We start from the raw sequence: 20,587 nt of genomic DNA on the forward strand, positions 1-20,587 counted from the left end.
AGCTTGTCCAGCGTGCGCTTGGCCGGCAGATGCGACTGCTCGACCAACTGGATGATCTCGGCCTTCTCGGACGCAGGGTATCTCATGCCTCGTCCTCCCCATCCCCGTTCATGCTTTTTTTGAGCAGCCGGTTCTCAAGGGTGAGGTCGGCCACAACTTCCTTCAACGCGGCCGTCTCACGACGCAGATCCTTTACCTCGCCGGAGGTTGCCGCACGTGCCGTATCCCCCGCCAGACGGCGCTTACCAGCTTCGAGGAACTCCTTGGACCAGCCATAATACATCGAGGCGGCGATGCCTTCTCGGCGGCAAAGTTCGGAGATGTTCTCCTCGCCCCGAAGTCCTTCCAGCACGATGCGGATCTTCTCTTCTGCCGAGTAATGCCGGCGCGTCTGACGCCGAATGTCCTTTAGCACTTGTTCTGCCGGCGCTTTGCCCGGTCCGGATTTCTGTTTCATCTTCGCTCCTGGTGGCTACGATGAACCAGAAATCCTCCCTCCGCAAAATCCTTCAATTTGTCTCAAAGGTCTCGACGGCGAACACTCAGCAAGCGAAGGCCCTTGCGGAGAAAAATAGATTTAGATTCTAATTCTAGATTGGTCAAGGCCGAACTGCCTGCGGTATATTGCTTCATCAAACTGGATCGAACCGGACGGGACGCTGAGTGGCCAAACCAAGAAACGCATCACCAATCGGAGCTGAACAGCCTCAGGGTCTGGCGGCAATTTCGAAGCTCGCGCGCGTCAACGCCCCAAAGCAGGCGCGCAGCGAACAGAGATTGGCCGACATCGTACAGGCGCTGAACGTCCTCTTGGACGGCCGATCGTTCGACGACATTACCATCCCGGAAATCGCAGCGCGGGCCGGGTGCGTGCCAGCCTCGATCTATGCGAGATTCAAGGACAAGCGCAGTATCCTCGTGGCTCTGCACGAATCTTTTCGGAACCAGCAAGTTACGCAAATCGAAGAGAGCTTGAGTACAGATGCTCACAAGGATTTGTCGCTCGACGACTCGATACGGCTGATCCTGCGAAACCTCACCAGGCACTATTCTCGCAGGCAGCACATGTTGCGATCAACGCTCTTTCTCGACGATCAAGAAATCTACGAAGGGGCTGGAGCACTGATTGCGTTGGTTTCGACCCGCGTATCAGCCATCCTGCGTCAGAAACTGCCGAAACGTCGGATAATGTCCGAAGAGCGGGTCGACTTGGCTGTCCGCTCGGTCGTCGCACTCTTGCAGCAGCGGCTGATCTTTCGTCCGGCCTCGGTTGGCAGGTTCGCTCCATCCGACGATTCTCAAATCGCTTCAGAAATTACCATCGTCTTTCGCAGCATCCTGCAGATCGGCGATTGATCGGACTGGCTATCCTCGCGTGGTCGCTGGACGGCGCAACTCGAGACCGAGGTGCAAGGCTGCGGTCCCTACTCAAACGTGATCGACACTTCGCCCCGTTGGCGGTTCTTCGCAAAGCGCGCCTTAGACGAACTGATCCCAAATCAAAGGTATGGAAACGTGGACAGACAAGTGACGCTCATCACCGGTGCATCTCGGGGGATTGGCAGGCAGGTTGCCGTTGATTGCGCTCGAGAGGGCCACCCTGTGGTAATTAACTTCGCCAGGTCTCATGACGTCGCGGAGGAGGTCGTCGCGTCGATCGTCAACGCAGGGGGGCAGGCTATAGCAGTGCAAGGTGATGTAAGCGTTGAGGCGGATGCTCGCGGACTTATTTCAGCGGCCGTCGATCAATATGGAAGGCTCGACTGTGTCATCAACAACGCCGGGGTTGGCGAGAAGATTCCCCTTGAAAGCCTGACGTCCGATGCATTCGACCAAGTGTTGAAGCTCAATCTACTCTCTGCATTTATGGTCTCGCAGGCGGCCATACCTCGCATGATGAAAAATGGTGGCCGGCTGATTTTCATGTCTTCAGGGGCCGCGAGGACGGGGGGAATCATCTCGGCAGCCTACGCAGCATCCAAGGCCGGAATGGAGGGGTTGATGCACTACTACGCGACGTATCTTCGCGAACATAGAATTACGGCAAATGCCATCGCTCCGTCGCTCATTGCCACCGACATGATCAATCGTGCTGCGCATCAGTCGGACAAGAGCCTCCCGCTCGGCCGTTTTGGACGTCCCGACGAAATCTGGCCTGCGGTTAGAATGATCATGGAAACCGAGTATCTTACCGGGCAGACGATCCATATTGACGCCGGGCGATATATGACGTGAGGTAGATAAAATGTCGCATTCGTAGGCAAAGTTGTTCAGATGCAGGTCGTTATCGCAAATCTAAGCGGAGCTGAGGGCTGCTATTGTGAAGGGTTTCGGCCGCCGAACGCGCGGCGCCGTCTTCAAGCGGCCAGCATCCGAAACCCTTCACAAAAGCGGCGTCGAGGCAAGCGCACAGCATCGGCCGCCTGAGACGATCGCGCGCGCCGGAGAAGGCGACGAGACGGCGATGCGGGTCTGCGACGAGCGGCGCTTCAAGGACGGCAATCGCACCTCTTCAGAGCAGCGTCCCTCGATGGGCCAGGATGTGCAGAAGGGCCGCCGCACCGAGATCGAGTTCCTCAACGGTTTCGTGGTGCGCGAGGGCGCGAAGATCGGCCTGTCCTGCGCCGCCAATGCCGTGCTAACCGACCTCGTCAAACGCGTGGAGCGGAACGAGCTGAGCCCGGATCCACGGCACATCACGGAGCTGCGGTTGAACTGAGGTGCGCTCGCAAGAGCGGAGCAGGCCGGCACTGGCGTTGACATTCCCGCCGGTCGCATCCGAATTCGAGGACTTATCTAGCTGAAAAATAGGGTGAATTAGACGGCGGCAGCAAATTAGTCCGGAGGGGCTTGCGATAAGAGCATATACCTCTATTTTTACGAGCATATGCTCTCAACGGAAGGATGCTTGTCATGAGTGAGGCTGAGGTTCTTGTGAGCGGTGCTACCGGACGCACCGGCGGTGCTGCCATCGACGAACTGCTCAAGATGGGCAGGCGCGTGCGGGCCTATGTGCGCTCGAACGGTGAACGCGCCGCTGCTCTGCGGGCTCGCGGTGTCGATATCGCGGTCGGTGATTTCACCGACATCGACCGCATCCGTGCGGCCATGGAAGGCGTCCGATCGGCCTATTTCCTTCATCCGATAGCGCCGGGAATCGTCGGCGCTTCAGCCTATTTCGCGCAGGCCGCGAAGGAGGCGGGCGTTACTGCAATCGTCAACATGTCGCAGATCTCCGCGCGCCGAGAGGCGAGAAGCCATGCTGCGCAGGACCACTGGGTGGCCGAGCGGATCTTCGATTGGTCAGGTGTCGCGACGACCCATCTCCGTCCCACCTTCTTCGCCGACTGGCTTGTCTACCCGCATCTCGGCAAGGATATCTGGGCCAGGAAGAAGATCGAATTCCCATTCGGGAACGGCCGTCACGCGCCCATCGCCAGCGACGACCAGGGGCGAGTCATCGCCCACATCCTGGCCAATCCAAAAGGCCACGAGGGCAAGACCTACACACTTCATGGCCCGGTCGAGATGAACCATGCTGAGATCGCCGCCGCCATGAGCAAGGTCCTTGGCGCCAACATCGAGTATGCGCCGACATCGATCGAGGAGTTCAAGCAGAACATGGAGCAAGTGCTCAAGTTTCCCCCGTTCCTGGTGCAGCACCTCGTCGAAGTCGCGCAGAACTATCGGGATGGCATCTTCGCGGGCACGAACGACAACGTCGAAAAGATCACCGGGACGCCCGCGCTTTCGGTGCCGGCTTTCATCGAAAAATACCGCCATGTCTTCGTTTGACAAGGCGCTGAAGATTCGGACCATCAACGGAGATCGCGAGGGGGAAAGATGCTGCTGGCCAACCAACCGCTCAGGGTCGACGAGTGCAACTGCAACGCCATGAGGAAGGCGAGCCGGCAGATCACCCGCTTTTACGATGCTCATCTTGAGCCGACTGGCCTGCGCATCACGCAATTTCTAACCCTGGCGGTCCTCAGTCAGGTGGGGAGTGCAGCGATCAATGCCCTTGCCGAACGCCTCGACATCGAACGGACGGCGATGGGGAAAATGGCCGGCTTTTTGGAGCGCGATGGCCTGATCAAAATCCGGCCGTCACCCACCGACGGTCGAAGCCGACTCATCGAACTCACCGAAAAAGGACGTCGTCTTCACGCTGAAGCGTCCCCTCTCTGGCGCGAAGCCCAGCGGCAATTCGAGCAAGTGAACGGTGCGAAAAATGTAACAGAGCTGCGCCGCGGATTGAGAAAGATGGTCGTCGGCAGCCTGGCGACAAGTTCATCCGAAGACTGAATTTCCCACCGCTTCAGACATGCCGGCGTCGCCGGCTGGGGCAAGACGCTCGCTCCAAGGTTCGCCTTCACGCCCTCGCAATAGCAGAACAAATTGATGTTACCGGGGGCGGAGCGGACAAACTTCGTCCCCGTGAATCGGGCTGGCTGCAAAAAGGCAGCACGTGCTCGAATCAAAGGCAGCAAGAAGCCCATCCGGCCGGAACGCACGCTCAACAGCGCAATTTCTTACGCACTTATGCCGTCGAGTTTGGCACGGTGGTTGCTTGAAGTGCATGGTGGACAGGAGACACCATGTCATCGCCCAAAGTGCAACTTCGTTTGAACGGCATCCGTAAGAGCTTTCCCGGAAAGGAAGCTGCGACGCAGGTTCTCGACGGCTTAACCTTCGATATCCATGAGCGTGATTTCGTCAGCATCATTGGCCCGAGTGGCTGTGGCAAGACGACGGTGTTCAATATTATCGCCGGCCTTGTGGATCCCGATGATGGCGTCATGCTCTATCGCGGCCAGGAAGTGGAAAGCTTACGCGGTCGCGTGGGCTATATGATGCAAAAGGATCTGCTTTTCCCTTGGCGCACGGTGCTGGACAACGTTCTGCTCGGCCTTGAGACCAAGGGCATCGATCCAAAACGGGCTCTGGATACCGCGAGGGAATATCTCAGCACGTTCGGTCTTTCCGGCTTTGAGAACTCATATCCCAAGATGCTGTCCGGCGGTATGCGTCAGCGCGTGGCCTTGATCCGCACTCTCGTGCTCGATCCCGACATCCTGCTCCTCGATGAGCCGTTCTCGGCGCTCGATTATCAGACGCGGCTGTATCTCGAGGGCATCCTGATGGAGGCGGTGGAAACCTTTCACAAGACCGTGATCCTCGTGACCCACGACATCGATGAGGCAGTGGCGCTTTCCAAACGTGTGGTCGTGCTCAGTCAACGTCCGGCGCGAGTCAAGGCCGTTCACGACATCGCGCTGAACGAACATTCTCCGATCGCAGCGCGAAGCGATCCACGCTTCTCCGGTTATTTCCACACGCTCTGTGCGGAGCTCGATATCCAGACCAGGAAGAGTGCATGACGGAAACGGCTCAAGTTGTAAAAACCGCGGCGCCCGCTCGCCCACGCGAGAAAAAGCGCCGCAATGTGTTCGATTCCCTTATCGGGCGAAGCGCTCTTCAGATACTCGCTGTTGTCGGTTTCTTCCTGCTTTGGGAAGCGGCGGTGCGATGCGGATGGTTGTCGGGCTTCCTTGTTGGTCAGCCGAGCGGTGTTCTGCGCAACCTCATCGGTTCCATCGCGAACGGCTCCCTTTTTGCTGATACCGGCTACACAATATTCGAGGCGATCCTGGGATTTACCTTCGGTACCGTGATCGGTTCGGTCATCGGCCTTGCGCTGTGGTATTCGGTGTTCGTGGCGCGGCTGGTGGAACCGTTCATCGCGGCCATCAATTCGGTGCCGAAAATCGCGCTGGCGCCAATCATCATCCTGTGGTTCGGCACCGGCTTGCTATCGAAGGTCGCGCTCGCGATCTCGCTCACCTCCATCGTCGCTCTCATCACCGCCTACCAGGCGGCAAAGGACGCGGACAAAGATCTCCAGGCGCTGCTTTTCTCCATGGGCGCATCCAAGCAGCAGATCTTCAAGCGGGTGATCGCGCCCTCGACCTTGCCCGCGATCATCGCCACCTTCCGCATCAATATCGGATTCGCCCTGGTGGGCGCGGTCGTGGGGGAATTCATCTCCTCCCAGCATGGTCTAGGCCACGTCATCTACGTGGCCTCGAGTCTTTACGATCTCAATACGGTGTGGGCCGGCCTGTTCACGCTGATGCTCGTTGGCTTTCTTTTCTACCACTTGGTCGAGGTCATCGAGAACTGGCTGCTTCCGTGGAAGCAACAGCAGGGCGGCACGCAGATCAACGTTTGATCCTCTTTCAGGAGACTTCCAAAAATGAGACGGCGACTTCCGAAACTGAGCACTCTTTCCGTTGCCCTCGCTCTTGCTCTCGGCATAACCGCAGCAGGGCCGGCTTCCGCCGAGATGAAGAAGGCGACCATCTCTCAGGCGTTTCAATCCCTGCTATACTTGCCACTCTATGTCGGCATGAACGAGGGCTTTTTCGAAAAGCAGGGGCTTGATCTCAACAAGGAAAGCGCCGGCTCCGGAAGCGTTGCTCTCTCGGCCGTGATCTCCAAGAGCGCGCAATTCTCGCTTCATGGACCCGAATGGACGGCCATCGCTGCGTCCAAGGGCGCACCGGTGAACACGATCGCCAACGTCGTGAATGGCGCCGCCGTATGGATCGCCGCCACGCCCGACTTCAAGTTCGACAGTGTGAAAGATCTCAAAGGCCAGAAGATCGTAACTGGGCTGATGCCGACCACCAGCACCTCACTGTTCATCAAGCTGTTGAAGGAAAACGGCATGGATGCCAGCAAGGACGTCGAGATGATTCAGGTTCCGCTCGGCACCGAGCCCGGTCCCTTCGTCGCCGGCCAGGCCAAGGTGGCGGTCATGTACGAGCCTGGCCTCGACCAGGTGGTGGCCAAGGGCATGAAGGTGGTGGTCGGCTTCCCGAAACTGTACGGCGCCTATGCCTTCTCTACCATCACCGCGCGCAACGATGTCGATCCGGACCTTGCCCAGCGGCTGACCAATGGCCTCGAAATGGCGGTGCGTTTCATGCACAAGAACGAGGCGCGCACGGTGGCAATCGCGCAGAAGGAATTCCCGAATCTTGAGCCTGCCGTGGTGGAAGCGGCGGTAAAGCGCATGCTTGCCGACAACGTTTACCCCACCAGTGTCGATATCACGCCCGACGCGCTGAAGCTTGCGCTCGAGACGCAGATCGCGCTCGGCAATCTCGCCGCCCAGCCTGACTACAAGACCTTCGTTCCGAGAACCTATATCGAAAAGGCGATATCCACGAACTGACCTTCGCCGATCTTCGTCGCAACGGCTTCGGGCTGACCCCGGAGCCGTTTGCCTTTTGACCTTCCTCACCTTGGTTATGGCCCTTCCGAACATGAACTTCGCGCAAGACCATTCTGGCCTCCTCGAAATCATCAGCATGATCGCTGCGGCCTCGGCACAAGCGCAGAACCTGATTGCGGCCAGTCACGCGCGCGCCGCGGCTGTCGAACCTGATCTTCGCGCCTTCGCTTATTTGCCGTCCGAACCGCCCATCGCTTCAGCGGGAAATGGGCCACTCGCAGGTGTCGCGGTCGGTGTGAAAGATCTCATAGACACGGCCGATATGCCGACCACCTACGGTTCGCCGGTGTATGCAGATCACCAGCCGAATGAGGATGCCTGGGTCGTCAGCCGCCTGAAAGATCTCTCGGCGACGGTTCTCGGCAAGACGGTCACCACCGAATTCGCATGGCGCGAACCCGGCCCCACCCGCAACCCTTGGAATCCAAGGCACACGCCCGGCGGTTCTTCCTCCGGCTCTGCAGCGGCCGTTGCAAGCGGATCGGTGCAAGCGGCGCTGGGCACGCAGACTCTGGGTTCGATCCTGCGACCTGCCGCCTATTGTGGTGTGGTGGGATTAAAACCCAGCTTCGGCACCATCAGTCTGAAGGGCGTCCATCCGCTCTCGCAATCCCTGGACCATCTCGGCCTGTTCGCCCGCAGCGTGGATGACGCCGCGTATCTGCTGGCGCTGCTGGCGGGCGGCCCCGGTGCTTCTCGGCAGGCGCCGCTTCAGATTTATCCTGAAGGCGTTGATCCTTTTCCCGCACCGCGGATCGCGTGGCTTCGTCCGGCGGCAACGCCGGCCTTGGACGAAAGCCAAAGCGCGCTGCTCGCGCAAGTCGCCGCTCTCTTCAGAGATGCCGGAGCGATCGTCGAGCCGTTTACGTTGCCTGCGGAGTTCGAGCAACTGCCGGCGCTTTCCGCTACGCTCTGCGGCGCGGAAGGGGCGGCGAATTTCGGTGCTCTCGTCACACGTTTCCCGGACAAGACCAGCGCCCGACTTAAGGCCCTCGTCGAACGCGGCGCGTCGATTTCCGCGACCGAGTATATTTCCGCCCGCGCGAGGCAGCTTGCGCTCCGCGCCGATTTCACCCGCGCGCTCGCAGGCTTCGACGGTGTTCTTACGACCGCAGCAACGGGTGAAGCGCCGGAAGGATTGTCTGATACCGGCGACCCTGGCCTGTGCGTGCCCTGGACAACTCTCGGGGTTCCGGCGATCGCATTGCCTGCCGGCATCGGGCCGCGCGGCCTGCCCATCGGAATCCAGCTTGTCGCGCCATTCGGCGAAGACCTGAAGCTGCTGCGGATCGCCAAATGGTGCGAAACCTCGCTCGCTATCAAGACCGGGCGCCAGCAGAGCGAATAGATGCCGTGGGGGAAAGCGCGATATCTTCCCGCCTGCGCTGATCGCGACCGATTATGTCGCGCCTTGGTTCTGATGGTCACGGATAGACGCATCACTGAACAGGCTCCAGCCATTGCAGACTATCAGTCGCATCGCCCGAGACGATCGCGCATGCCGGGGAGCGCGACGCGACGGCGCTGCGCGTGTGCGACGAGCAGCGCTTCAAGGACGGCAAGCGCACCTCTTCAGAGCCGCATCCCACGATGGGCCAAGACGTACAGAAGGGCCGGCACCGAGATCGAATTCCTCAATGGTTTCGTGGTGCGCGAGGGCGAAAAGATCGGTCTGCCGCGCACGGCCAATGCTGTGCTGACGGATCTCGTCAAGCGCGTGGAGCGTAATGAGCTGAGCCCGGATCCGCGGCACATCACGGAACTGCGGTTGAACTGAGTCGGTTTGTCCGCCTTGATGCGCTCGCAATAGCAGAGCCGGTTGACGTCTGAACGACCGGGCGGAGCAGACAAACTCCGTCCGCTTAAATCGGACAGCTACGGGCCCAGAAGCCGACATCGCGGCGTTCCTGTAGCGGTCAATACGGACACCCCCGGGCCCGACGGGCCATTGGAGACGGTCGCGAGATGGCACCTGCAACGAAAAATGCGACGTCGATCCGTCCAATTGCCGAAAATGCATAGTCCGCCGCTGGGGAGCAGCGCTAACGTTTAGGTTCACTCAGGTTGTTGGCGCAGCATCGCTCGGGCCAGGTCGGTGCCATAAATTTCCAGACACTTATTCGTCCGAGGCCCGAGGCAAATCAAAGGAGGACGCAATGAGTAAGCTCTTTTCGGCAGCACTGATCGCTGTGGCCATGTTCGCTAGTCCGGCCATGGCGGCGTGGTACGACAAAAACGGCGCAGTCATCCATCCCTCCCGCGTCGTTCACTGCATCCGGGCTCCAGACACTGGCCAGTTTGCCGGAGGTCCGTGGAATAATCCTCCCTGCGAACCGGCAACCCGGGGCTCAGGCACCAGGGCGGCGTGGCGCGACAGAAACGGTGCTGTCATCCATCCCTCCCGCGTCGTTCACTGCATCCGGGCTCCAGACGTTGGCCAGTTTGCCGGAGGTGCGTGGAGTAATCCTCCCTGCGAACCGGCAACCTGGCGCTGAGGCGTCAGGTAGCACTACGGTACGGCCAGTTACACTCCTGCCACTGCACGCGGCAGGAGTTCATTGGTACGCGGCGATGACCCACGTGTTCGCAAGCCCGAGCCGTAAAACCATTGTGCAGGGAAAGCCGGAGCGAATCCGGTTGAACCTGTGGTCCTACCCCGTGCTTTCTTTGCACGGGACCCATGGGTGCAATCGGCACCCGGCTTTCCCTGCGCCCTCTGCTCAATGAGAGGGTGAAACGAACGCAAACCTCGGGCACCACATGCCGCGAGAATGCGGACTCGTATCCATCCCTCACTCCACCGTCATGCCCCGCGCAGGCGGGGCATCCAGTACCCGGCGGCCCAGCGGTTCAAGCACCGCCGCCTCTGGAATACTAGATCGTCCGCCGGAGCCTGTCATCGGGCGGCGCTTTTGCGCCGACTCGGTGGCGGACGATGACAGCGGAAGGCTGTTTGACATTTGAATCAGGAACTCTCGGCCGTCATTGCTCCGAATGAAACGATCTGTCTACGCGCGGCTGTCGTATGCTTTCATTCCGTCGGCGATCCAACCGTCTGACCCGGCGCGGTTTTTCACCGTTCATTCCGTATCGTGGGAAACAAAATCAGCGTCGTTGAGATCGTCGGTCGCTCCCGTGATCATCAGGCCGATGCAACATCAGCGAGGCGCGACATGGCGAAGATGCGGGCGGTCGATGCGGCGGTGCGTATTCTGGAGAAGGAAGGGGTAGATTGCGCGTTCGGTGTTCCCGGCGCGGCGATCAATCCGCTCTATTCGGCGCTGAAGAAGCGTGGCTCGATCCGGCATATCCTCGCGCGTCATGTCGAGGGCGCCTCCCACATGGCGGAGGGGTACACCCGCGCCAAGTGCGGCAACATCGGTGTCTGCATCGGCACGTCGGGTCCGGCGGGTACCGATATGATCACCGGGCTCTATTCGGCGATCGCCGATTCCATTCCGATCCTCTGCATCACCGGGCAGGCGCCGCGGGCGCGGCTCTACAAGGAGGATTTCCAGGCCATCGATATCGAGTCGATCGCAAAGCCGGTGACGAAATGGGCGGTCACGGTGCGCGAGCCTGGCCTCGTGCCGCGCGTGTTCAGCCAGGCGTTCCACCTGATGCGCTCGGGGCGTCCGGGTCCCGTGCTGATCGACCTGCCGCTCGACGTGCAGCTCGCCGAGATCGAATTCGATGACGAGACCTATGCGCCGCTGCCGGTCTACAAACCAACCGCGACGCGGGCGCAGATCGAGCGCGCGCTCGAAATGCTGAATATGGCCGAGCGGCCGCTGATCGTGGCCGGTGGTGGCGTCATCAACGCCGATGCGTCAGAGCTGCTGGTAAGTTTCGCCGAAACCGTCAACGTGCCCGTGGTACCGACGCTGATGGGCTGGGGCGCGATCCCCGACGACCACGTGCTGATGGCCGGGATGGTCGGGCTGCAGACCAGCCACCGCTACGGCAATGCCACCATGCTGCAATCGGATTTCGTGCTCGGCATCGGCAACCGCTGGGCCAACCGGCACACCGGCTCGATCGAGACCTACACCAAGGGCCGCACTTTCGTGCATGTCGACATCGAGCCGACGCAGATCGGCCGCGTGTTCAATCCGGACCTCGGCATCGTGTCCGACGCCAAGGCGGCGCTTGAACTGTTCGTCAGTGTCGCGAAGGAATGGCGGAAATCCGGAAAGCTCCGCGAGCGACAGGCGTGGCCGGTCTCATGCCAGGATCGCAAGCGCACGATGCTGCGCAGGAGCCATTTCGACGACATGCCGATCAAGCCGCAGCGCGTCTATCAGGAGATGAACCGCGCTTTCGGCCGCGACACTTGCTACGTCACCGTGATCGGACTGTCGCAGATCGCCGGCGCGCAATTCCTGCGCGTCTATCATCCGCGCAATTGGATCAATGCCGGGCAGGCGGGACCCCTGGGTTGGACGCTCCCCGCCGCGCTCGGCGTGCGCGCCGCCGATCCGGATCGCGAAATCGTCGCGCTCTCGGGCGACTATGATTTCCAGTTCCTGATTGAGGAGCTCGCAGTCGGGGCGCAGTTCAAATTGCCGTACATCCATATCGTCGTGAACAATTCCTATCTCGGCCTGATCCGCCAGGCGCAGCGCGGTTTCGACATGGACTACCAGGTGCAATTGTCGTTCGAGAACATCAACGCGCCCGAGATCGGCTCTTACGGCGTCGACCACGTCGCGGTCGCCGAAGGCCTCGGCTGCAGGGCGATCCGCGTCACCGACCCGAACGATGCGCAGGCGGCATTCGCGACCGCGCGCGAATGGATGGCGAAGTATCGGGTACCGGTCGTGGTCGAGTTCATCCTCGAGCGCGTGACCAATATCGCGATGGGTACCGAGATCGACAACGTCGTGGAGTTCGAGGAACTGCTCGACTTGCCGCTGGACGAGGTGCCGCCGCGCGTTGATGCGCGCCAGCCCGGCAAATTGCTGCCCGCCGAGTAAGGAGTTGGATTGTGCCGAAATTTGCTGCCAATCTCACGATGCTGTTCGGGGAATTGCCGTTCCTGGAGCGCTTCGCCGCCGCCAAGGCCGCCGGCTTCAATGGCGTCGAATATCTGTTCCCCTATGACTTCGATAGAGCCGAGCTGCGTGAGCAGCTTGATAGTCACGGCTTGATCCAGGTCCTGCACAATCTCCCCGCCGGCGATTGGGCGGGAGGCGAGCGCGGCATTGCGATCTTTTCCGATCGGGTCGATGAATTCCGGGACGGTGTCTTTCGCGCCATTGATTACGCCAAGGCGCTCGACTGTCGGCAGTTGAATTGCCTGGTCGGTATCGCACCGCGCGACGCAGATCCGCTCGAATTGAACGAGGTGCTGGTCAACAATCTGCGCTTTGCCGCCAACGCGCTCGCCAAGGAGCAAGTCAAGCTCCTGGTCGAGCCGATCAACACGCTCGATATCCCCGGCTTCTTCCTGAACCATACCGAGCAGGCGGCGCAGCTCATCGCCGACGTGGGCTCGAGCAATCTCTTCATCCAATATGACATCTACCACATGCAGGTGATGGAGGGTGACATCGCCCGCACCGTGCAAAAATACCTGGCGCGCATCGAGCATATTCAGCTCGCCGACAATCCCGGCCGCAACGAGCCGGGCACCGGTGAGATCAACTACCCCTTCCTGTTCCGTCATCTCGACGCGATTGGTTATCGCGGCTGGGTCGGATGCGAATACAAGCCGCGGACGACGACCGTTGACGGTCTCGGTTGGCACGCGGCGCTCACGCTCGTCACTTGATTTGCAGGGGAATATCGCAATGGCAAAGATTGGATTCATCGGCCTCGGCACCATGGGACGCCCGATGGCGGGTCACCTTCAAGCGGCTGGTCATCGCCTGTTTCTGCATGACGTCGGGCCGATCCCGCCGGAGCTGGTCTCGGGCGGCGGTGTCGTCTGCAAATCGGGCAGGGAGGTCGCGCAGGAAGCGGAAGCCGTCATCGTCATGGTGCCGGACACGCCGCATGTGGAGGCGGTGTTGTTCGGCCCCGGCGGCGTCGCCGAAGGACTGTCGAAAGGCAAAATCGTCGTCGACATGAGCTCGATCTCGCCGCTTGCGACGAAGGAATTCGCGAAGAAGATCGAGGCGCTTGGCGCAGACTATCTCGATGCGCCGGTGTCCGGTGGCGAGGTCGGCGCCAAGGCGGCGAGCCTGACCATCATGGTGGGCGGGCCAGAGCGTGCGTTCAACACGATGAAGCCAGTGTTCGAGAAGATGGGCAAGAACATCACGCGTGTTGGCGGCAACGGTGACGGACAGACCACCAAGGTCGCCAACCAGATCATCGTTGCGCTGACGATCGAGGCGGTCGGTGAAGCCTTGCTATTTGCTTCGAAAGCCGGTGCCGACCCCGCGCTGGTGCGGCAAGCGCTGATGGGCGGCTTCGCGTCGTCGCGGATTCTGGAAGTGCATGGCGAACGCATGGTGAAGCGCAATTTCGAACCGGGCTTCCGTATCGAATTGCATCAGAAGGATCTCAACCTCGCGCTCGAGGGCGCCCGCGCGCTCGGACTTTCGCTGCCGAGCACGGCGATTGCGCAGCAACTGTTCAGTTCCTGCACGGCTCATGGCGGCAAGGCGTGGGACCATTCGGCGATGGTGCAGGCGCTCGAGCTGATGGGAGATCACGAGATCTAGCTCCCCTCATGGTGAGGAGCCGCGCAAGCGGCGTCTCGAACCATGAGGCCCCGTTGCCGCCCGCGGCCCATCCTTCGAGACGCCGCTACGCGGCCCTCAGGATGAGGTCACGTATGCGGCGGGCCGTGGTGAATGAAATTCTACAACGGTTGCCGCACGCCGAGGCCGAGCATGAAGCGTTCCCTGATCTGCACGGGATCGCGGCGAGTCGCGCCGGTGCCGGGCCTGTCGTCGATGCGCACGCCGATCAATGTCGGACCCTCAGAGGCGAGCGACTGATCGATCAGGCGCTCGAAATCATCCTCATCGGCGGCCCAGGAGCTGTTGGGAAGACCGCTCGCCACCGCGATGGCGACGAGATCGGAGGCCGCCGCTGCCGGCGTCGGCTGCGCGCCGGTGATCTGGTAGATGCCGTTGTCCATCACGACCATGGTGAGGTTCTTCGGCGCCAGCGTCGCGATCGTCGAGAGCGAGCCGAGCTGCATCAGCAGCGAGCCGTCGCCCTCCAGCGCGAACACGCGCCGCTTGGGCTGCGCCAGCGCCACGCCGAGCGCGATCGGAAAGGCGAGCCCCATGCTTCCGAGCATGTAGAAGTTCTGCGGGCGATGGCCGGCGGCCCAGAGGTCGAAATTGGTGTTGCCAATGCCGCCGACCACCGCCTCCTCGTTCTTCAATCTTGCGACGAGACGCGAGGTGAGGTCGAACCGGTTCATCACCTTGGTGTTGCGGGCGGGGGTTTTGCTTGCCGTGTTCATGGGACCGCTCACTTGTCAAAGACCTTGCCGCCCGTAAGGAGCGGCGAGAGGATCAGCGCCACCGGCGCCTGCGTGGCGACGGCCTGCTTGATCGAGCGATCGACGATGAATTCGAACTCGTCGAGCCGGGTCGCCGTGTGATGCTCCATCGCCAGCGAGTCGAGCACGGGCCGCATGGTGCGGCAGACCAGCGCCTGACCGTAATTGAATTCGCCGAGCGTGCCGCGCTCGGAGACGAACATGATCACCGGGATCTGGTAGGGGATCGCGAGCGAGGCCAGGACATTCGCAAGCGTCGCGAAGCCGGAGGTCTGCATCAGCACCGCGCCACGCACCCCGCCCATCCAGGCGCCGGAGACGATGCCGACCGCTTCCTCCTCGCGCGCGGCGGGAAAGGTCGTGAAGAAGGGATCGGCGTGCAGGTTCTTGATCAGCGGCGTCAGCACACGGTCCGGCACATAGGGCACGAGGCTGACCTCGTTGCGCTTGAGCGTCTGCAGCACGATGCCGTGCCAGCTCTTCTCCGCTGCGGTCTTGAGCGAGCTTTCATCCTCCGCGAGCGCCATGTCTGCTCTCCCTAACATCCCGCGACGCTGCGGCCGCTTTCTCGCGGCAAAACTTCACCCGACCGGCGCGATTGTCAACATGTCGCAGTCGCAACGCGACCTGCGGTTTCCGCTGGTGCGGATAAGGGTCCGCTATGCGATACAGGCGGCAACGACAATAAGACGAGAGCAGTGGGAGGAATGTCGTGGCCAGTTGGTTCTGGCGAGCCGCCATTGCGGCGGTCATGTCCCTTGCGGTCGGCTCGGTGTTCGCACAGCCGTTTCCCGCCAAGCCTGTTCATATCCTGGTCCCCTATCCGCCCGGCGGGGGCGTCGACGTGCTCACCCGCGCGCTCGCCGACGTGGTGTCGAAACAATGGGGACAATCGATCGTCGTCGAGAACCGGCCCGGCGCGGGCGGCGTGATCGCGTCGCAGGCGATCGCCACCTCGGCGCCGGACGGCTATGAGCTGATTGTGGTGGCGAGCGGCCACGCCACCAATCCATTCCTCTATCCCAAGCTGCCCTACGACACGTTCAAGGATTTCTCGCCGATTTCCCTGCTGGCGTCCTCGCCCAATGTGCTGCTGGTGCGCGCGGATTCCCCGTTCAAGTCGGCTGCCGAAATCATCGCGGCTGCGAAGGCCAAGCCGGGCAGCCTGTCCTACGGTCACGCCGGCAATGGCACATCGACCCATCTGGCGGGCGAACTCCTGAAGAACCTGGCGAAGATCGACCTCAACGCGATCCCCTACAAAGGCGGCATGCCGGCGATCAACGACCTCCTGGGCGGGCAGATCCCGATGTCGTTCAACAATGGTCCGGAGTCGGTCGGCCAATTGCAGGCCGGCACGGTCCGGGCGCTGGCCGTCACCACGGCGGCGCGGGCGCCGTTCCTGCCTGACGTCCCCAGCCTGTCCGAGGCCGTGCCGGGCTACGACACCGAGGTGTGGTGGGGGCTGCTCGGGCCGGGCGGCATGGTCCCCGATCTCGTGACAAAGCTTTCGCACGACTTCGTGGCCGCACTGAACACGGAGATGGTAAAGGAACGGCTGACCAAGCTCGGCGCGGTGCCGATCGGGAGCGCGCCGGAAAAGTTCGATGCCAAGATCCATGCCGACTATGAGAAATGGGGGCCAATCATCAAGGCCGCCGGCATGACGGCGGAATAGCGCGATGACCGCTTCAGCCATTCCCGCCTGCCTGCCGCCGCGCGAGGTCAGCCGTCCGAAGGTGCCGCTGCCGCCGGGCGCTTGCGATACCATGCCCACGTGTTCGGTCCGTCCGATCGCTTTCCCTATGCGGAGGATCGCAGTTACACGCCGCCCGATGCGCCGCTGGAAAAATACCTTGCTATGCTCGATATCATCGGGTTTGCGCGCGGCGTGCTGGTCCAGGGCAGTGCGCATGGCAGCGACAATTCCGCGATGCTGGATGCGCTCCGGCGCATGCCCGATCGCCTGCGCGGCGTCGCGGTAGCCGATGCGCGCGTCGCGCCGGCCACGCTGCGCGAATGGAACGCGCTCGGCGTGCGTGGCTTGCGCTTCAACCATTTCTTCCGCGGCGGCCAGTTGCACTATCGCGGTGGTGTTCCGCTGACGGAAGCCGAGAGACTAGCGCCTGTAATGGCTGAGCTCGGCTGGCATCTTCAACTCTGGATCGACATCAAGGATTTGCCGCAGGCGATCCCGCTGCTGAAATCCTTCCGCCTGCCTGTTGTGATCGACCATATGGGCCGTACCGATGCCCGCGCCGGCACCGGCACCGAGGGGTTCCAGAGCCTGCTCCGCGCGGTCGCCGACGGCTGGTGCTGGGCTAAACTCTCCGGCGCGCATCGCCTCAGCCAGCAGGCGCCCGATTATCCCGATGCCCAGCCGTTCCACGAGGCCCTGGTGAACGCGAATCCCGAGCGCCTCGTCTGGGGCGGCGACTGGCCGCATCCGCGTGTGGAGGGCGAGATGCCCGATGCCGGCCATCTGCTCGAATTGTTCCAGCAATGGACACCGGATGAGGCGACGCAGCAGCGTATCCTCATCGCCAATCCCGCAAGACTCTATGGTTTCCCGAACTGAAAGTTGCAGAAGGACATGACCGTCAACAACAAGCGCGTCTTCTACGTCAAATACCTCGCCCACAACATCTATGCGGACATCCTCAAGAGCCGCCCCGACGTGCGGCTCGACCGGCTGGAGAATGAGAGCCCCGACGAGGTCGCAGCACCGATCCTCGAAGCGGCGCATGCCTACCAGATCGGCGCGGCGCGCGACGAACTGGCCAGGCACTTCCATGTCGACCGGGACCTGCTCCGTCGTACGCCGAACCTCCTGATCGTCTCCTCCAACGGCGCGGGTTTCGATCCCGTCGACGTCGACGCCTGCACCGCGGCCGGCGTGCTGGTGGTCAACCAGTCCGGCGGCAACGCCAATTCCGTCGCCGAGCACGCGCTGGGGATGCTGCTCACCCTGTCGAAGCGGATCATCGAATCCGATCGCGTGCTGCGGCGCCAGCGGGACGTTAACCGCAATGCGCTGATCGGCAACGAGGCGCAGGGCAAGACCATCGGCATTGTCGGCCTCGGCAATGTGGGCCGGCGGATCGCCGAGCTCTGCCGGGGGCTCCTGCACATGAAGGTGATCGCCTACGATCCCTATTTGTCTGCCGAGGAGATGGCGAAGCGGGGAGGCGAGAAGGTCGAGCTCGACGAGCTCCTGTGCCGTGCCGACTTTGTCTCAATCAGTTGCCCGCTGACGAAGGAAAGCCGCGGCATGATCGGCGGGCGCGAATTCGCGCTGATGCAGCAGCATGCGTTCTTCATCACAACGGCGCGCGGCTTCATCCATGACGAGGAGGCGCTGGAGGACGCGCTGCGCAACAAGCGCATCGCCGGCGCCGGCCTGGACGTCTGGGCCAAGGAACCGCCGCCACCGGAGCATCCGCTGCTGCAGTTCGACAACGTGCTCGCCAGTCCGCATACGGCCGGCGTCACCCGGGAGGCGCGCGAGAACATGGGCCGCATCGCCGCCGAGCAGGTCCTGGACGCGCTCGACGGCAAGCGGCCGCCGCGGATCATCAATCCCGAGGTCTGGCCGGTTTACGCCAGGCGCTTCGAACGGACGTTTGGGTTTGCGCCGAAATAGGGCGATGCTGATTTTGGTCAAATCCACTGCCGAATGCACAGGCAGCGGAAGACGTGGAACCGCGCCGGATCGGGGTTGCCGGCGTGCCGTTCGCCGGCGCCCGGGATCGCGGTACGATTGGCGGTCATCGGCCTTGATTTCCCTCAACTCTTTTTCCCAGAATGCTAGTATCCAAATTCCGACGCTACCCGTGTAGCAGGAGGCTCCCATGTCACGATTTGTCGTTAGCTTCATGAAGGACGTACTTGGTGACAATGGTCGCGAGCGGGAGGTTTGCCAGAGTTCGCTGGAAGTTAATGCCTCGAACGAAGGTCAAGCCGCGGAAATGGCCAAGCAGAAATTCTGCGAGACGCAGGCGCTGTGTGACTGGTCGCTGCACGCTGACCGCATCCGGATCGACTCGGCAGATTTTCCCTCATAGTCATTCGCTCGCTTGAAATCAGCTCAGGCGCCGCAACGTCGCCGAGGGGCTCTCGCCGAACTTCGCGCGATAAGCACTTGCTATCCGGCTCAGATGGGTGAAGCCAAGATCGAAGGCGATGTCGACGACGCGTTCGTCCGGCCGCGCCGCTTTCAGCCGGGCATTGAGCCGGGCGAGCCGTATGTCCTGCAGCATCGCCGAAATGGTCGTCCCGAAATGGCGGCAGAAGCCGAGCTGTAATGCGCGAATACCGACGCCGGCTTCGTCGGCGAGCTGCACGAGATCGAGCGGCTCATCGACCTGGGCCTCGAGCCAGGCGCGCGCTCGCTTTAGCGCTATCGGCTGCGTCTCGACGCGGCCTTCGAAGATGGCGATCGCCCGGCTCAAACCATGATGCTGTCCGTTGAGTAGCGCGCTCAGCAATCGTTCCCGCCAATCGGCTGCCGCCAGGGGTGACAAGCGCTTCGCCGGACCAAGACTCTCGGCTCTCTCCACGAGATCGCAGATACCTGCCTGAAGAGCATGTCCAAACGGTGTGGTGAGGTCGACCGATGGATCGAACTCCACCGCTCTCGCCGAGGTACCCCCAGCGCTGCCGCCCGATGTTCCACCAGCTTGCGATCGAGCAGCAGGATGAGCTGGGCGCAATCCTGTCGCCACGTCATCTGGGTCGGCACAGTCGGCGACAGCAGCGATGCCGCAGCGCCAGGCGCGGTCGTCACCTCGCGCGCCGCCGTCCGTATCTCGGCGCAACCATGCAGCGGGATCTGCAGCAGGAAAAACCGGTCGAGGCAGCCGGGATCGATCGAGACCGATCCGCCATAGGCGACATAGTTCACCGAAAACCCGTCGAAGGCTGCGCAATTGTGCTGGGCGCTGAAGTTATGCTCGGAATGGCAGATCGGCTTCAGTTCATGCGGACAGAAAATCCGTCCGATCGCCTCGGCGGCGTCATCGACACTGGCGGTCGAGACGCGGGCGAAATCCGCAAGCCGGGTGTTGGTCAAGGCACCTGCGTTCATCGCAACCGCCGCGGAGTTGCTTGAGGTTTAAAATATCGGGAGCCTAATGCATCTTTCGGCATGGGGAAACGCAGTTTCGGCGCGTAGCCTGCCCGATGGCTATGCTGGCGTTTGCCGCGCGCTTGGGCAGCGACAGCTCCTCCTGCAGCGCAACATAAGCGCCGTGGCCGCGGGATTCGTTTATCGGCTAGACAAGCCGTCACTCCGACGACAGCCTCACGGGCACGGTGCAGTCCAGACATGGAGGTGGCGGAATGGGTGCGCTCGAGAAAGGCATAACGCGGAGCGGCACGGGTTACGGCGGCAAGACCTGGAATATTCTGGGCCAGGTCTATTTTCCCAAGGCGATCACCGACTCGACCTTTGCATTCGAGACCAACAGCGATCCCGGCCAGTTCGTGCCGGTGCACATCCATCCGACCCAGGACGAGTTCATCCTGGTGCAGGAAGGCACGCTCGATCTCAAACTCGACGGCGTCTGGGTGAAGGCTGAAGCCGGCGACCTCGTCCGTATGCCGCGCGGCATTCCGCACGGCTATTTCAACAAGTCGGACAAACCGGCCCGCGCGCTGTTCTGGGTCTCGCCGATGCAGAAGCTGGAGGCGTTGTTCGACAAACTGCACGATCTGCAGGATCCGGCAGAGGTGGTGCGCATTTCCGCCGAGCACGAGGTGAATTTCCTGCCGCCGGAAGCCAACGACTGACCTTGCCCTGGTAGCGGGCCCAACGTCGGAAG

The 20,587-nt window shown here is 61.7% G+C and carries 20 protein-coding genes and 2 pseudogenes; 18 read left to right on the forward strand and 4 right to left on the reverse strand.

The window, feature by feature from the left end; translation table 11 throughout:
* Positions 1-457, reverse strand: a pseudogene (locus AAFX91_RS19460) (transposase); the annotation flags it as partial.
* Positions 458-663: 206 nt separating this feature from the next.
* Here AAFX91_RS19460 and AAFX91_RS19465 point away from each other — a divergent pair.
* The 13 genes from AAFX91_RS19465 (at position 664) to AAFX91_RS19525 (ending at position 13,971) form a co-directional block, all read left to right on the forward strand.
* Positions 664-1,356, forward strand: coding sequence for a TetR/AcrR family transcriptional regulator (locus AAFX91_RS19465; protein WP_394567490.1), 693 nt, complete (start codon positions 664-666; stop codon positions 1,354-1,356).
* 171 nt (positions 1,357-1,527) lie between these two features.
* Positions 1,528-2,235: an SDR family NAD(P)-dependent oxidoreductase gene (locus AAFX91_RS19470; protein ID WP_394567491.1), complete on the forward strand. Its 708-nt coding sequence runs from the start codon at positions 1,528-1,530 to the stop codon at positions 2,233-2,235.
* A gap of 85 nt (positions 2,236-2,320) precedes the next feature.
* Positions 2,321-2,719 (forward strand): ketopantoate reductase C-terminal domain-containing protein, encoded by a 399-nt coding sequence (locus AAFX91_RS19475; RefSeq protein ID WP_394567492.1) that lies wholly within the window; start codon positions 2,321-2,323, stop codon positions 2,717-2,719.
* Positions 2,720-2,913: 194 nt separating this feature from the next.
* Entirely contained in the window at positions 2,914-3,795 is an 882-nt protein-coding gene (locus AAFX91_RS19480) for an NmrA family NAD(P)-binding protein (protein ID WP_394567493.1), read from the forward strand.
* A 48-nt stretch (positions 3,796-3,843) separates the two neighbouring features.
* Positions 3,844-4,305: a MarR family winged helix-turn-helix transcriptional regulator gene (locus tag AAFX91_RS19485; RefSeq protein ID WP_130579494.1), complete on the forward strand. Its 462-nt coding sequence runs from the start codon at positions 3,844-3,846 to the stop codon at positions 4,303-4,305.
* Between the two features lie 293 nt (positions 4,306-4,598).
* Positions 4,599-5,381, forward strand: a complete 783-nt coding sequence (locus AAFX91_RS19490; protein WP_130579495.1) for an ABC transporter ATP-binding protein — start codon at positions 4,599-4,601, stop codon at positions 5,379-5,381.
* Positions 5,378-6,232 (forward strand): ABC transporter permease, encoded by an 855-nt coding sequence (locus tag AAFX91_RS19495; RefSeq protein ID WP_130579496.1) that lies wholly within the window; start codon positions 5,378-5,380, stop codon positions 6,230-6,232. Before AAFX91_RS19490 ends, AAFX91_RS19495 begins: the two co-directional genes overlap by 4 nt.
* Before the next feature lie 24 nt (positions 6,233-6,256).
* Entirely contained in the window at positions 6,257-7,240 is a 984-nt protein-coding gene (locus tag AAFX91_RS19500) for an ABC transporter substrate-binding protein (protein WP_282526322.1), read from the forward strand.
* Between the two features lie 55 nt (positions 7,241-7,295).
* The gene (locus AAFX91_RS19505; protein ID WP_394567494.1) at positions 7,296-8,648 is read left to right on the forward strand and encodes an amidase; all 1,353 of its coding nucleotides are present in this window, start codon (positions 7,296-7,298) and stop codon (positions 8,646-8,648) included.
* 150 nt (positions 8,649-8,798) lie between these two features.
* Entirely contained in the window at positions 8,799-9,077 is a 279-nt protein-coding gene (locus AAFX91_RS19510) for a ketopantoate reductase C-terminal domain-containing protein (RefSeq protein ID WP_394567495.1), read from the forward strand.
* Between the two features lie 1,396 nt (positions 9,078-10,473).
* Entirely contained in the window at positions 10,474-12,276 is a 1,803-nt protein-coding gene (gene gcl, locus AAFX91_RS19515; RefSeq protein ID WP_394567496.1) for a glyoxylate carboligase, read from the forward strand.
* A gap of 11 nt (positions 12,277-12,287) precedes the next feature.
* Positions 12,288-13,073: a hydroxypyruvate isomerase gene (hyi, locus tag AAFX91_RS19520; RefSeq protein ID WP_282526326.1), complete on the forward strand. Its 786-nt coding sequence runs from the start codon at positions 12,288-12,290 to the stop codon at positions 13,071-13,073.
* Positions 13,074-13,092: 19 nt separating this feature from the next.
* Positions 13,093-13,971: a 2-hydroxy-3-oxopropionate reductase gene (locus tag AAFX91_RS19525; RefSeq protein ID WP_394567497.1), complete on the forward strand. Its 879-nt coding sequence runs from the start codon at positions 13,093-13,095 to the stop codon at positions 13,969-13,971.
* Positions 13,972-14,111: 140 nt separating this feature from the next.
* Here the strand turns inward: AAFX91_RS19525 and AAFX91_RS19530 are convergent, their stop codons facing one another.
* On the reverse strand, positions 14,112-14,726 hold the full coding sequence (locus tag AAFX91_RS19530) for a thiamine pyrophosphate-dependent enzyme (protein ID WP_394567498.1): 615 nt from the start codon (positions 14,724-14,726) through the stop codon (positions 14,112-14,114).
* Between the two features lie 8 nt (positions 14,727-14,734).
* Positions 14,735-15,292: a decarboxylase gene (locus AAFX91_RS19535; protein ID WP_394567499.1), complete on the reverse strand. Its 558-nt coding sequence runs from the start codon at positions 15,290-15,292 to the stop codon at positions 14,735-14,737.
* Between the two features lie 185 nt (positions 15,293-15,477).
* Here AAFX91_RS19535 and AAFX91_RS19540 point away from each other — a divergent pair, with 185 nt between their 5' ends.
* The 4 genes from AAFX91_RS19540 (at position 15,478) to AAFX91_RS19555 (ending at position 18,829) form a co-directional block, all read left to right on the forward strand.
* On the forward strand, positions 15,478-16,443 hold the full coding sequence (locus AAFX91_RS19540; protein ID WP_394567500.1) for a Bug family tripartite tricarboxylate transporter substrate binding protein: 966 nt from the start codon (positions 15,478-15,480) through the stop codon (positions 16,441-16,443).
* Positions 16,444-16,542: 99 nt separating this feature from the next.
* Positions 16,543-17,343 (forward strand): amidohydrolase family protein, encoded by an 801-nt coding sequence (locus AAFX91_RS19545; protein WP_394567501.1) that lies wholly within the window; start codon positions 16,543-16,545, stop codon positions 17,341-17,343.
* 15 nt (positions 17,344-17,358) lie between these two features.
* Complete coding sequence (locus tag AAFX91_RS19550) at positions 17,359-18,408, forward strand: hydroxyacid dehydrogenase (RefSeq protein ID WP_394567502.1); 1,050 nt, start codon at positions 17,359-17,361, stop codon at positions 18,406-18,408.
* Between the two features lie 208 nt (positions 18,409-18,616).
* Complete coding sequence (locus AAFX91_RS19555) at positions 18,617-18,829, forward strand: hypothetical protein (RefSeq protein ID WP_394567503.1); 213 nt, start codon at positions 18,617-18,619, stop codon at positions 18,827-18,829.
* Between the two features lie 18 nt (positions 18,830-18,847).
* Here AAFX91_RS19555 and AAFX91_RS19560 read toward each other — a convergent pair.
* Positions 18,848-19,851, reverse strand: a pseudogene (locus AAFX91_RS19560) (AraC family transcriptional regulator).
* Between the two features lie 254 nt (positions 19,852-20,105).
* Here AAFX91_RS19560 and AAFX91_RS19565 point away from each other — a divergent pair.
* Positions 20,106-20,555, forward strand: coding sequence for a cupin domain-containing protein (locus AAFX91_RS19565; RefSeq protein WP_394567504.1), 450 nt, complete (start codon positions 20,106-20,108; stop codon positions 20,553-20,555).
* The last annotated feature ends 32 nt before the right edge of the window (positions 20,556-20,587 follow it).

Source organism: Bradyrhizobium sp. 31Argb (assembly GCF_043638955.1).
Classification (GTDB): domain Bacteria; phylum Pseudomonadota; class Alphaproteobacteria; order Rhizobiales; family Xanthobacteraceae; genus Bradyrhizobium.